Source organism: Plantibacter sp. VKM Ac-2885, assembly GCF_015351205.1.
GTDB classification, from domain to species: Bacteria; Actinomycetota; Actinomycetes; order Actinomycetales; family Microbacteriaceae; genus Plantibacter; species Plantibacter auratus.
Genome location: NZ_JADKSK010000001.1, coordinates 202,645 through 214,776, shown reverse-complemented (window position 1 = coordinate 214,776; position 12,132 = coordinate 202,645). Strand labels below are relative to the sequence as shown.

The following is a 12,132-nucleotide window of genomic DNA, read 5'->3' as shown; positions in this document are numbered from 1 at the left end:
ATCAGCGGCCAAGTGTTGTTCAGCATGCCCGGTGTCCGCGTGACAGGTCAACGCGCGGTGGTCACGGTTCAATAACGGACTGTTCGTACTTGATTGAAACTGTCTCTTAAGAGCGTCCGTCCGCTGCCGGAGTGGACATGGGAGAGTTGATGGGTGAACTACGACCTCAGCGCTCCTGCTCGCCGCGACATCAAAGGCCTCACGGCCGCCATCGAGTCGGCCGAGGACGCTGCTTCACTGCAAGCGCGTCTGAGCGTGCCCCGCTACGGCGTGTTCGACCTCGTCGGCCGGGCCCGCCGCTCGCCGATCATCGGCGGACTCCTCCTGGCCGGCACGGCACTCGATCAGAACGGCAAGCCGACGAAGCCGTTGCAGGTGCTCGAGTCGATCCCCGAGCTCGACCCCGTCGACCCCGACGCCGGTGCTGTCGCCGCTCAGCTCGCCGAGCTCTCACACGGCGACCTCGTCACGGTGCGGTTCTCCGATGGCGCTTACGGCGACTTCGGAGTGACCGGCATCGCCGTCTGGTCGGTCCCCGGCACCACCTTCCTCGTGGGCGGCTGGCTCATCGGTTCCGCGGGTGCGCCGGCGCCCCGGGTCACCGAGCTCGTCCGTCTCGCACCCGTCGGCGACCACCCGTGGCCCGTCCCGGCCCAGATCACCGTCGTCGGCGAGGACATCGGCATCGACTGACCGCGCTTCGTTCGCCCGAAGAAGGGCGAACGAACAGACACCGGAGGCGCTGGGGGGGGCGAACCGATGAGCAGGATGGTCCGCGAAGTCGTCTCGGCCGGGATGATGTGCCTCCCGTTGACAGCTGGGATCGTCGCTGCCTGGACCGTTCTCCCGACCGCACCCCCGACGCTCGACGTCCACGTCGACCGGAACGGAGTGGTCGACGGTACCGCGCCGACCTGGCTCATGGTCGCAGTCCCGCTCGTGCTGTCCGTAGTCGCCGCGATACTCGGCCTCGCCGGGCTCCGCGAGTCGTGGCAGGCGAACCGTCGGGTGCAGCGAGCTCTGGCCGGAGGAGCAGCCGTGCTGGATCTCGTCGTCTGGATGTGGTCGGTGGAGTTCACCCGATTGGCCGGCACGGGAGCCGACCTGGTCGCGCTGCCGGTCGTCCTCTCGGTGTTCGGCGCGATGTTCTGGGGCGTCCTCTGCTTGGTCGTCACCCCGCCCGATCTCCTCGCGGACTGAACCCGGGCATGGGCACCACTGCCCATTCACCGCTCGAGACGCTCGACCTACGCTCGTGGGGTCCGAGCAGTCGACCGAGAGGAACATCATGACCACACGAACGATGCGCAACAGGATCACCATCGCGGGGGCCGTCCTCGGTCTCGCCATCGCCGGCTCCGTCGGCGGGGTCGCCACCGCCGCCCCAGCCGAAGCCGCAGGTCAGTGCGTCGACTACCAGTACTCCATCGGCGGCGACGGCGGGTGCGTCGCCAACATCCAGACGCTCCTCAACGCCTTCAAGACCGGAGGTCCCCAGCTGGAGGTCGACGGCCAGTTCGGCGAGCAGACGCGAACGGCCGTCATGGCGCTCCAGAGCACCTTCGGCGTGGAGCCCGACGGGGTCGTCGGCCCCGACACCTGGGCCCAGATGTGCACCCCGCACATGGGCCCCGGGCCGATCACGTGGTACCCCTACGATGCTGCTCGTGCCTCCGGCTGCAACATCTGATGGGCACCACTCCCCATTCACCGCTCGAGACGCTCGACCTACGCTCGTGATGTCCGAGCAGTCGACCGAGAGGAACATGACATGACCACACGAACGATGCGCAACAGGATCACCATCGCGGGGGCCGCCCTCGGTCTCGCCATCGCCGGCTCCGTCGGCGGGGTCGCCACGGCTGCACCGGCCCAAGCGGCGGGCCAGTGCGTCGACTACCAGTACTCCGCCGGCGGCGACGGTAGTTGCGTCGCCAACATCCAGACCCTGCTCAACGCCTTCGGACCGAGGATCCCCGGTGGTGTGACCAACCTGGAGGTCGACGGCCAGTTCGGCGACCAGACCCGAGCAGCCGTCGTCGCCTTCCAGACGTACTGGGGCATGCAGGTCGACGGCGTCGTGGGCGCCGAGACCTGGAACATCCTCTGCGGGCCGCAGATGGGCCCCGGGCCGATCTCGTGGTACCCGTACGACGCGGCGCGCGCCTCAGGCTGCAACATCTGACCGGACCCGCACGACGACACTCCCTCGCCCGTGTTCGGGCGAGGGAGTTCTCGTTCGCCCGGGAACGGGCGAACGAACGCGGCGGCTACTCCGCGTCGAGGGTGAAGAGCTGCGCCTGCTCGGGAGCGAGGAGCGGCATCGCGATCCCGACCTCGGCCAGCGCGCGGCCGGTGAGCACGACCGAGCCCTCGGTCAGCCACACCGGCGGCACGTCCTGGATCGACCGGGCGGGCGCGCCGAGGTCGAGTGGGCGGACCCGATAGCGACGCTCGGGATCGAGGCCGGGCACCCGGAGCGGCGCGGGGATCGCCGTCAGCGGCGCGGCGAGCGCCACCTGCGCGACGATCGCGGACGAGCGGTCCTGGGCGATCACACCGTGCGCGTGCAGTGCCGGGTCGGCGCTGTCCATGCGGACGACCTCGCCCGTGTGCAGCAGCGGGCGGAGGCGCTTGTAGTGCGCGATCCACGCCGCGATCAACTCGAGTTCCGACTCGCTCGCCTCGTTGAGGTTCCACTCGATGCCAGCGCTCCCGAAGAGCGCCGTGGCGAGGCGGAACGCGAGGTCCGAGGTGCGCCAGGTGGTGTGCGAGCGGGCCGCACCGAGGTGACCGCCGAGATACTCCGGTGGAACGACGAGCGCCGTGTAGCGCTGGATCGACTGCCGCTCAAGCGGGTCGTTCGTGTCGCTCGTCCACACCCGCTCGACCCGCTCGAGGATGCCGAGGTCGATCCGCGCGCCACCTGACGCGCACGACTCGATGTCGACACCGGGGTGCAGCGCACGCACCTCGTCGAGCAGTCGGTAGAGCGCCGTCGTCTGCCGGTGCGCCGAGCCGCCGAGGAGGTCACGGTTGTGGTCCCACTTGAGGAACGCGATGTCGTACTCCGTCAGCAACGCGTCGAGTCGTCCGAGGAGGTACGCGAAGACGTCCGGGTTGTCCAGGTCGAGCACCCGTTGGAAGCGCCAGGTCGGAGCGTCCGGATGCCCGAGGACCCAATCGGGATGCGTGCGCGCGAGCTCGGAGTCGGGGTTCACCATCTCCGGCTCGACCCACAGGCCGAAGTCCATGCCGGCGCCGTTGACCGCGTCGATGAGTGGCGACAGCCCGCCCGCCCAGCGTTCCGGGTCGACGAACCAGTCGCCCAGCGCACGGCGGTCGTCCGTGCGACCGGTGAACCAACCGTCGTCCAGGACGAACCGCTCGACACCGACGCGCTTCGCCTGCTCGACGAGGGTGAGCAGTGTCGGCAGGTCGTGGTCGAAGTACACGGCCTCCCAGGTGTTCAACACCACCGGGCGGGGCTTCGTGATCGTGCTCCACGAGCGGATCCAGGGGTGCAGTCGCGCGGAGACGCCGTCGAGACCCGCGTCGGAGTAGACGGCGACCGTCCACGGCGACTCGTAGGTCTCCCCCGGTGCCAGCGTGACTTCACCGGGCGCGAGGAGTTCACCGGAGCCGGTGACCACGGGACCGAGTGGCGAGCGCTCACTCCAGATCACCTTGTCGCCGCTCCACGCGAGGTGGGTCGCCCACACTTCGCCGCTGCGGAAGTCGAAGCCGGGTGCGCCCGCGACGGACAGGAACGCGTCGTCGTGACCGGGTCGTCCGTGACGGTGCTCGCGCGTCCAGGCACCCTGCCCGAGGCGGTGGCGCTGCGGCGTGCGCTCGTGCGTCCAGAGACCGGTGAAGTCGAGGAGTTCGGTGGCGCGGCCGGGAACCGGGAGCACGACGGCGAGGGCGTCGACGGCGAGCGGTCGGTCGACCTCGGCGTCGTTCCGCACCGTGTGCCGGACGCGAAGCACACCCTGGGGGGTCAACTCGATCGTCGAGACGATCGTCACCGCGGCGCGCTCGTCGGACGTCGTCAGGATCAGCGAGGTGTCGGTGGCCTGCTGGTCGATCAGCCGCAGCGCGAGCAGGTTCGACGCATCGGTTCCGCCCGGCCGGTGCACGCCGACACCCGGGCGGCCGCTCCAACCGTCGAACACGGTGGGCAGGAGGCTGAGGCGCGGCGGGGCGTCGATGGAGGAGGGCGGGATCGCCGGCGTCAGCCCGTGGGCGAGGGCGATGAGGGAGTCGGCGGCGAGTTCGCCGACATCGGCTCCCCAGTGGAGGATGGTGGGCACCTTCGTGCCGCGGGCGTCGACGATCAGGCTGACGCCCGCGGCACGAAGGTGGTGGATCACTGTTCTGTTACTCCTTGACGGGGATGGACTGCGCCTTCAGGGCGTCGATCGTCGCGGACTGGCCTTTGGTGAGAGCGTCGAGCAGGGTTCCGTCACCGGAGACCGCAGCCTTGAAGCCGTCGGACACGTCGTTGTACGTCTGCGTCATCGTCGGACCCCAGGCGAAGTCCTCAGACACCTCGGAGGAAGCCTCCGCGAAGACATCGTAGATCGGCTGTCCGCCGTAGAAGTCGACGCCCTCCTTGAGGACGGGCAGGTTCAGGCCCTCCTTCGTCGCCGGGTAGATGTTGGCGCTCTTGTTGAGCATGGTGAGCGCCTCATCGGAGGTGTTCAGCCACAGCGCGAACTTCGACGCCTCATAGGGGTGCTTGGAACCGGTGAAGACGGCGGTCGAGGAACCGCCCCAGTTGCCAGCCGCGGAGTCGCCGGCCTCCCACTGTGGAGCCTTCGCGACGGCCCACTTGCCGGCGGTGTCGGGAGCACCCGACGCGATGGAGTTCGCGCCCCAGACGGCGGAGTTCCAGGTCCAGGCGGCGCTGGAGTTGTAGGCGTTGTCCCACTCGGTCGTCCAGGTGGGGACGGTCGAGACGAGGTCCTCGTCGATCAGGTCCTGCCAGTAGTCGGCGACCTTCTTGGAGGCGGGGTCGGTCAGATCGACGGTCCAGTCGGAGCCGTCGTTGTCGAACCAGCTGCCGCCGGCCTGCCAGACGAAGCCGGCGAACTGGTTGATGTCACCCTGCGAGAAGTTGGTGATGTAGGCACCGGTGGCGCGGACCTGCTTGGCGGCCTCCTTGTACTCGGCCCACGTCGTCGGGATGGCGATCCCGTTCTGCTCGAACAGGTCGGCGCGGTAGAACATGGCCATCGGGCCGGAGTCCTGCGGGACGGCGTAGACCGAGTCGGACTCACCGAGCGAGACCTGACCCCAGGTCCAGTCGACGAAGTCGTCCTTGGCGGCCATGACGTCGTCGCACGCACCGAGGTCCATGAGGCCGTTCTGCACGCGGAAGTTCGGCAGGGCGTCGTACTCGATCTGGCCGAGGTCGGGGGCGTTGCCGGCCTTCAGCTGGTTGAAGAAGTTCTGGTACGTACCGCTGTTGCCGTTCGGGCCGGTCTGGACCTTGACCTGGATGTCGGGGTTCTCCTTGTTCCAGACGTCGACGACCTCTTCGATGCCGGGGATCCAGGAGGTGAAGCTGAGGTCGACCTTGCCCTCGGCCGGGGCGCAGGAGGCAGCAGCACTGCCGCCCTCCGACCCGGTGGAGGAGCAGCCGCTCAGGACGACGGCCGACAGCACCGCTGCGGCGACCGCTGTTCTCTTGAGGTTCATAGCGAATCCGTTCTTCTGTGAATGGTGCGGGATGGGTGTTGGTGCGGGATGGAGAGGAGTGTCAGCTCGTCGGTCCGACTACTTCACGGCGCCGGCACCGAGGCCGGAGCGCCAGAACCGCTGGAGCAGGAGGAAGGTGATGACGAGCGGGATGATCGACAGGAATGCGCCGACGAGGACGTAGAGGCGCAGCTCGGGGATCTGGTTGACCTGCGAGTTCCAGGAGTAGAGCCCGAGGGTGACCGGGAACAGGGCTTCGTCGCGCAGCATGATGAGCGGCAGGAAGAAGTTGTTCCAGATGGCGACGAACTGGAAGAGGAACACGGTGACGAGCGCCGGGAACATGAGTCGCACGGAGATGGTGAAGAAGGTCCGGATCTCACCGGCACCGTCGAGACGCGAGGCCTCGAGGAGTTCCTCGGGCACGCTCGACGCCGCGAAGATCCGCGTCAGGTAGACACCGAAGGGGCTCACCAGCGAGGGCAGGAAGACCGCCCAGAACGTGTTCGTGAGGCCCACCTGGCTGAAGATGAGGAACAGCGGGAGCGCGAGCGCGGTCGCGGGGACGAGCACACCGCCGAGGACGACGTTGAAGATCAGGTCGCGTCCCGGGAACCGGTACTTCGCGAGGGCGTAGCCGCACATGGCCGCGAAGAGCGTGCCGAGCAGTGCGCCGAGGCCGGCGTACAGCACCGAGTTCAGCATCCACTTGAGGTAGACGCCGTCGCGGTAGGCGACGAGCTGGCCGATGTTCTCGAACAGGTTGAAGTCAGCGAACCAGAGCGGAGCCGAGTTGCCGAACTGCGCTGACGACTTCGTCGAGGCGATGAACAGCCACCAGATGGGGATGAGGAAGTAGAGCGTGAAGACGAGCATCACGATGAGCGCGCCGGCGCGCGACAGGCGGCTCTCCTGCGGGCCGCGGCCGGTGGACAGGATGGCGGTCATTTGCCTTCCTTTCGCTGCGTGAACTTCAGGAACCCGAAGGAGAGGACGAAGGTCGCCAACGCGAGCACGACCGAGAAGGCGGCTGCGAGGTTCACGTTCGGGATGGACGAGGTGGTGTAGACGGTGAGGTTCGGGGTGAAGGTGCTGCTGACGGCCGAGCTGAAGGTGCGGAACACCTGCGGCTCGGCGAGCAGCTGCAGCGTGCCGATGATCGAGAAGATCGCCGTGAGCACGATCGCCGGCATCACGAGCGGGATCTTGATCGACCAGGCGATGCGCGCCTGACCGGCGCCGTCGAGCCGGGCGGCCTCGTAGATCTCCGTCGGGATGGAGAGCAGCGAGGAGTAGATGATGAGCATGTTGTAGCCGACGAACACCCAGGTGACGACGTTCGCGATGGCCCAGAGCACGAGGTCGGCCGAGAGGAAGTCCACGCTCTGCGTGACTGCGGTGAACGGCGACAGGTTCGGCGAGTAGAGGAAGCCCCACATGATGGCGGCGATCACGCCGGGCACCGCGTACGGGACGAAGAACGCGAGACGGAAGAACCGCTTGCCTCGTAGGAGCGGTGAGTCGAGCAGCAGCGCGAAGAGGAGCGCGAGCCCGAGCATCACCGGCACCTGGACGACGCCGAACAGGAGCACCCGTCCGACGGACTGCCAGAACGGGCCGTTCTGGAAGACCTGCACGTACTGCGCCAGTCCGCCGAACACCTCCCGTGCTTGACCGAAGGTGCCGTCACGCTCGATCACGAGCAGCGACTGGTAGACCGCGTACCCGATCGGCACGAGGTAGAACAGCGTGAACAGCACGGCGAACGGGACGATGAAGATCGCGATCGCCCGCTTGTGCTGCACCACCGCCTTCGGCAACTTGGCCGCCCTCGGCGGGCGGACGGGCCGTGGCGACGTCGCCTCGGCCGTCTCGATGTTGACGCTCATCGCGTGCGGTCCTCTCTGATGACGCGCACGGCGCCGGCTGGCACGCGTGCGATGGAGTCGACGGGTTCGCCGGTGACGAGCTCGCGCCCGCTGGCCGGCAGCTCGACGTCGTTCGTCGAGTGGTTGATGAGGAAGAGGTAGCTCCGTCCCTCATCGGCGCGGCGGACGACCTCGAGGCCCGGCTGGTCCGGATCACCCTGCGGCAGCGCCCCGGCCCCCGCGGCTGCGTCGCGGAGCACCTCGTCGAGCGCGACGGCATCCAGGTTCGTCGCGAGGTACCAGGCGTCGCCGCCACCCGCGATGCGGTTGCGCGTGACGGCCGGGCGACCGGCCGACGGGCCGTCGGCGAAGGAGTCGACGACCTCGGCACCGCGGGCGCGGGTCCGCTCGGACCAGGCCGTCGCGGTCCGGCCCGACGCGAGCGTCAGCACCTGGCCGGGGAGGACGGGGGCGAACTCCTCGACGTTGACGCCGAGCAGCTCACGGAACGCGCCGGGGTAGCCGCCGGGGCGGACCCGGTCCTCCTCGTCGGCGATGCCGCTGAAGAACGTGACGACGGCGTGCCCACCGGCTGCGACGAAGTCCGAGACGACCGCGGCCTCGCTGTCGCGCACCAGGTACAGGTTCGGGACGACGACGAGCCGGTAGGCGGAGAGGTCGGCGCCCGGACGCACGACGTCGACGGTGTGACCCAGACGACGCAGCGACGCGTGGACCGCGTGGACCTGCGAGAGGTGGTCGATCGCGTGGGTCGGGCGACTCTCGCCGTCGGCGGCCCACCAGTTCTCCCAGGAGAAGAGGAGGGCGACATCGGCCTGGACGCGCGTGCCGGTGATCTCGTCGAGTCGGTCGAGGGTGCCGCCCAGCTCGACGACCTCGCGCCACACGTCCGAGTCGGTACCCGCGTGCGGCAGGAGGGCCGAGTGGAACTTCTCCGAGCCCTGCAGCGACGCCCTCCACTGGAAGAAGCAGATCGCCTCGGCGCCCTTCGCGACGTGCGTCAGGGAGTTGCGGGTCATCTCGCCCGGTGCCTTCGCGAGGTTCTGCGGCTGCCAGTTGACCGCGCCGGTGGACTGCTCCATGAGCAACCACGCACCGCCACCCGCGAGACCGCGCGTGAGGTCGCTCGCGAACGCGAGTTCGGCCGTGGGGTCCGCGAGGCGGTTGTCGAGGTAGTGGTCGTTGGCGACGACGTCCATCTCGGGCGCCCACTGCCAGTAGTCGAGGTTCCGGATGTGCGCGGTGACCATGAAGTTGGTCGTGACTGGCACCGAGCTGTGGCGGCGCAGGACCTCGAGCTCGGCCCGGTAGTAGCCGAGGAGCTCGTCGGAGGAGAAGCGGTGGAAGTCGATGACCTGGCTCGGGTTCCGGCTCGACAGGGTCAAGCGCGGCGGCAGGATCTCGGCGAAGTCGCTGTACTGCTGGCTCCAGAACGACGTGCCCCACGCGGTGTTCAGGCGTTCGATCGTCTCGTAGCGGGCGCGGAGCCAGCCCCGGAAGGCCTCGGCGCTCTCGTCGTCGTAGCAGAGCGCGTTGTGGCAGCCGAGTTCGTTCGACACGTGCCAGAGCTCGACGGCGGGGTGCTCGCCGTAGCGTTCAGCGACGCGCTCGACGAGTTCGAGGGCGTAGCGACGGAAGACCGCGGACGACGGGCACCAGGCCTGGCGACCGCCGGGGAAGCGCGTCGTCCCGTCCTCGGTCTCGGGGAGGATCTCCGGGTGCCGGAACGTCAGCCACGGTGGCGCCGATGCGGTGCCGGTCCCGAGGTTGACCCGGATGCCGGCCTCGTGGAGCAGGTCGAGGATCTCGTCGAGCCCGGCGAAGTCGAACTCCCCCGGCCGTGGCTCGAGGTGCGACCAGCCGAAGATGTTGAGGGCGACGAGGTCGACGCCCGCCTCCTGCATGAGCGCGACATCTTCGCGCCAGACGGACCGATCCCACTGCTCGGGGTTGTAGTCGCAGCCGTAGGCGATGCCGTCGTGGCTGAACGTGGGGGTCGTGCTCATGGTGCCTTCCGCGATCTGTGAACGTGCACAGATCGAAGAGCGACAACTCCACGTTGAGAGTCTGTGAACGTACACAGAGTAGGCGTGCGTTTCTGAATCTGTCAACACGGAGCCCTCCGAAGGCCGCCCCGACCGGCGCTAGGGTGGAGCCGTGACCCCTCCGCCGACCCGACGCAAACGAGCGACGGTGCACGATGTCGCCGTCGAGGCCGGCGTCTCCCGGGGCACGGTCAGCCGGGTCGTCAACGGCGAGCGCTACGTGTCCGCTGAAGCGCGCGAGGCTATCGAGGCCGCCATCGAGAAGGTCGGCTACGTGCCGAACACGGCCGCCCGGAACCTCGTCATGCAGCGCACCCAGGCCGTCGGTTTCGTCGTCCACGAGCCGCACAGCCTGTTCGTCGACGACCCCAACATCGGCAACATCCTGCTCGGGGCGAACGAGGCCCTGTCACAGGCAGACCACCAGCTCGTCTGTCTGGTCGTCGACTCCGAGCGCGACACCGACCGCATCACCCGGTACCTCTCGGGCGGCTTCGTCGACGGGGTGATCATGGTGTCCGCCCGCCAGAACGACCCGATCACGCGCGTCATCGAGCGCCTCGGCCTCCCCGCGACCTTCGTCGGCCATCCGCCCGACCTCCGTGAGCTCCCCTTCGTCGGGATCGACAACCGGTCGGCATCGGTCGACATCACCGGTGAGCTGATCGGCGCCGGCCGACGGCACATCGGCATGATCGCCGCAGCCCTCGACCGGGATTCCGGCTCAGACCGACTCGCCGGATTCCGCGATGCGCTCGGCGACCGCTTCGACGAACGACTCGTCGTGGAGGTCCCGCTCTACTCGCACCAGGACGGCTTCGCCGGCATGTCGGAGCTGCTCCGCCGCGAGCCGGCCGTCGACGGCGTGTTCGCGGCTTCGGACGCCGTCGCGGCCGGAGCGCTCGAAGCCCTTCGGGCGGCAGGGCGGAGCGTGCCGGAGGACGTGTCGGTCGTCGGCTTCGACGACTCGGCGTGGGCGCTCCGTTGCCACCCGCCCCTCACCACGGTCCACCAGCCGGCGGCGGCCGTCGGTCAGCGCGCGGCGGAAGTGCTCCTCGCGCAGCTCCGGGGCGAGACGATCTCGCCCATCGGCTCGTTCGTCCCCACGTCGATCGTGCGTCGCGGGAGCGTCTGACCCTCTTCGTTCGCCCATTCTTGGGCGAACCAGCACTCCGTCGCCCAAGAATGGGCGAATGAATGCCGGTGGAGCGACTCAGAGCTGCGGCGACGGCCGTCGGATCGCGGCGCGCTTGGCCTCGTCGAAGGTGTCCACATGCAGCCATTCAGGCGGGCTGGGCGCCACGATGAGGACGTCGTAACCGGCGCCCTGTGCCTCGACGTATGCGAGACAACATTCGGGTGAGGAGGGATCGGCGTCGTTCGAGATCCGCCATTGCCGGGCACCGATCGGGACGACGTGGTGCCGTTCGGACGAGTCTCGCGCTGGAGGAAACGGCGACTCGAGCGACAGTGCTGGAGCATGCTTCGTAACCATGCCATCAGGTTAGGCGCGCTCGCGGAACGCGTCCCGAGGCTTGACTTCACAGGTTCGCGGCGACGCGCCGTGCTGGGGGACGGCGGTCAGCGCGGGCGTCGCACGGTCTCGAGCCCCAAGAGCACGAGGGCCGCCACGATCGGGCCGTAGACGAACCCGTCGGCGAACGTCAGGGATTCGCCGAGGAGCAGGACCGCCACGAGGACCAGCAGCACCGGTTCCAGGTAGCTGAGCAGTCCGAAGACGCCGAACGACAGCAGGCGACTCGCGACGAGGTACAGCACGAGGGCGACGCCACCGATCACCCCGAGGAGCACGATCCCCCAGCCCAGCTGCGGGTGCGCGGCCAGGACGGCGAGTGAGGCCGGTTGCAGCGCCAGCACGATTGCGACGGGGACGAGGACCGCCAGCTCGAAGCAGAACGCACCGATGGAGTCGAGCCCGGCTCGGCGCCGGATCGCGAAGTACACCGGGTAGCCGACGGCGACCGCGATGGTCGCCCAGGACAACCCACCGGCCACGACGATCGCGGCGGTGACGCCGATGGCGGCTGCAGCGACCGCAGCGATCCGGAGCGGTGCGAGTCGCTCCCGATGCAGGACGACGCCGACCACGACCATCGCCAGTGGCATCAGCAGGTAGCCGAGCGCGAGTTCCAGCCCGTGCCCCGTCTGCGGTGCCCAACCGAAGAGCCACAGCTGCAGGGACAACAGGAGCCCGTCGAGGACGACCACGAGGACGAGGAGCGGACGACGTGCGAGACGGACCGCGATGTCGCGGACGTCCCGCCACCACCCGAACACCGCGATGAGCGTCGCCAGCACCGGCACCGTCGCGATCACGCGCCAGGCGAAGATCTCGTTCGCCCCGAACGGTTCCAGCAGCGGTGGCAGGAAGAACAGCGCCGCGAACAGGAACGAGGCGACGACGGAGACGAGGACCCCGCGGGGCGTCGTCTCGCGATGCTCAGGGGGAAGGGCGGCCGTCACGGGTCCTCACC

Annotated in this window: 12 protein-coding genes; 5 read left to right on the top strand and 7 right to left on the bottom strand. The window is 68.7% G+C overall.

All coding sequences use genetic code 11. From position 1 onward, the window contains the following. Nucleotides 1-153: 153 nt before the first annotated feature. The 4 genes from ITJ66_RS01060 to ITJ66_RS01045 all read left to right on the top strand — a co-directional run bounded on the left by ITJ66_RS01060 (nucleotide 154) and on the right by ITJ66_RS01045 (nucleotide 2,185). On the top strand, nucleotides 154-693 hold the full coding sequence (locus ITJ66_RS01060; RefSeq protein ID WP_137242905.1) for a hypothetical protein: 540 nt from the start codon (nucleotides 154-156) through the stop codon (nucleotides 691-693). 75 nt (nucleotides 694-768) lie between these two features. After that, nucleotides 769-1,200: a hypothetical protein gene (locus ITJ66_RS01055; RefSeq protein ID WP_194642901.1), complete on the top strand. Its 432-nt coding sequence runs from the start codon at nucleotides 769-771 to the stop codon at nucleotides 1,198-1,200. A gap of 88 nt (nucleotides 1,201-1,288) precedes the next feature. Then, nucleotides 1,289-1,690 carry a peptidoglycan-binding protein gene (locus ITJ66_RS01050; RefSeq protein WP_165766954.1) on the top strand — a complete coding sequence of 134 codons (402 nt, stop codon included), beginning with the start codon at nucleotides 1,289-1,291 and terminating at the stop codon, nucleotides 1,688-1,690. An 81-nt stretch (nucleotides 1,691-1,771) separates the two neighbouring features. Further along, complete coding sequence (locus ITJ66_RS01045; protein WP_119863533.1) at nucleotides 1,772-2,185, top strand: peptidoglycan-binding protein; 414 nt, start codon at nucleotides 1,772-1,774, stop codon at nucleotides 2,183-2,185. Between the two features lie 85 nt (nucleotides 2,186-2,270). Here the strand turns inward: ITJ66_RS01045 and ITJ66_RS01040 are convergent, their stop codons facing one another. The 5 genes from ITJ66_RS01040 to ITJ66_RS01020 form a co-directional block, all read right to left on the bottom strand. Next, nucleotides 2,271-4,373 (bottom strand): alpha-galactosidase, encoded by a 2,103-nt coding sequence (locus ITJ66_RS01040; RefSeq protein WP_370582528.1) that lies wholly within the window; start codon nucleotides 4,371-4,373, stop codon nucleotides 2,271-2,273. 7 nt (nucleotides 4,374-4,380) lie between these two features. Continuing rightward, entirely contained in the window at nucleotides 4,381-5,703 is a 1,323-nt protein-coding gene (locus ITJ66_RS01035; protein WP_085511468.1) for an ABC transporter substrate-binding protein, read from the bottom strand. A 78-nt stretch (nucleotides 5,704-5,781) separates the two neighbouring features. Then, nucleotides 5,782-6,651, bottom strand: coding sequence for a carbohydrate ABC transporter permease (locus ITJ66_RS01030; protein ID WP_079704354.1), 870 nt, complete (start codon nucleotides 6,649-6,651; stop codon nucleotides 5,782-5,784). Next, nucleotides 6,648-7,592 (bottom strand): carbohydrate ABC transporter permease, encoded by a 945-nt coding sequence (locus ITJ66_RS01025; RefSeq protein WP_194642899.1) that lies wholly within the window; start codon nucleotides 7,590-7,592, stop codon nucleotides 6,648-6,650. Before ITJ66_RS01025 ends, ITJ66_RS01030 begins: the two co-directional genes overlap by 4 nt. Continuing rightward, nucleotides 7,589-9,598 carry a beta-galactosidase gene (locus ITJ66_RS01020; protein ID WP_194642897.1) on the bottom strand — a complete coding sequence of 670 codons (2,010 nt, stop codon included), beginning with the start codon at nucleotides 9,596-9,598 and terminating at the stop codon, nucleotides 7,589-7,591. The genes ITJ66_RS01025 and ITJ66_RS01020 overlap by 4 nt, the downstream gene beginning before the upstream one ends. Before the next feature lie 151 nt (nucleotides 9,599-9,749). On the opposite strand from ITJ66_RS01020, the gene ITJ66_RS01015 reads away from it, so the two are divergent. Further along, nucleotides 9,750-10,772 (top strand): LacI family DNA-binding transcriptional regulator, encoded by a 1,023-nt coding sequence (locus ITJ66_RS01015; RefSeq protein ID WP_194642895.1) that lies wholly within the window; start codon nucleotides 9,750-9,752, stop codon nucleotides 10,770-10,772. Between the two features lie 78 nt (nucleotides 10,773-10,850). On the opposite strand, the gene ITJ66_RS01010 is transcribed toward ITJ66_RS01015, so the two are convergent. Together ITJ66_RS01010 and rarD are read right to left on the bottom strand one after the other, a co-directional pair. Continuing rightward, on the bottom strand, nucleotides 10,851-11,132 hold the full coding sequence (locus tag ITJ66_RS01010; protein WP_194642893.1) for a hypothetical protein: 282 nt from the start codon (nucleotides 11,130-11,132) through the stop codon (nucleotides 10,851-10,853). A gap of 86 nt (nucleotides 11,133-11,218) precedes the next feature. Beyond that, a complete protein-coding gene (gene rarD / locus ITJ66_RS01005; protein ID WP_194642891.1) occupies nucleotides 11,219-12,121 on the bottom strand; it encodes an EamA family transporter RarD in 903 nt (300 codons plus the stop codon). Nucleotides 12,122-12,132 lie beyond the last annotated feature (11 nt).

What these genes read in the sequence shown, in the direction of transcription:
- ITJ66_RS01045 (WP_119863533.1), top strand. Translation starts at nt 1,772, where the DNA reads ATGACCACACGAACGATGCGCAACAGGATCACCATCGCGGGGGCCGCC.
- ITJ66_RS01055 (WP_194642901.1), top strand. Translation starts at nt 769, where the DNA reads ATGGTCCGCGAAGTCGTCTCGGCCGGGATGATGTGCCTCCCGTTGACA.
- ITJ66_RS01035 (WP_085511468.1), bottom strand. Translation starts at nt 5,703, where the DNA reads ATGAACCTCAAGAGAACAGCGGTCGCCGCAGCGGTGCTGTCGGCCGTC.
- ITJ66_RS01030 (WP_079704354.1), bottom strand. Translation starts at nt 6,651, where the DNA reads ATGACCGCCATCCTGTCCACCGGCCGCGGCCCGCAGGAGAGCCGCCTG.
- ITJ66_RS01020 (WP_194642897.1), bottom strand. Translation starts at nt 9,598, where the DNA reads ATGAGCACGACCCCCACGTTCAGCCACGACGGCATCGCCTACGGCTGC.
- ITJ66_RS01050 (WP_165766954.1), top strand. Translation starts at nt 1,289, where the DNA reads ATGACCACACGAACGATGCGCAACAGGATCACCATCGCGGGGGCCGTC.
- ITJ66_RS01025 (WP_194642899.1), bottom strand. Translation starts at nt 7,592, where the DNA reads ATGAGCGTCAACATCGAGACGGCCGAGGCGACGTCGCCACGGCCCGTC.
- ITJ66_RS01010 (WP_194642893.1), bottom strand. Translation starts at nt 11,132, where the DNA reads ATGGTTACGAAGCATGCTCCAGCACTGTCGCTCGAGTCGCCGTTTCCT.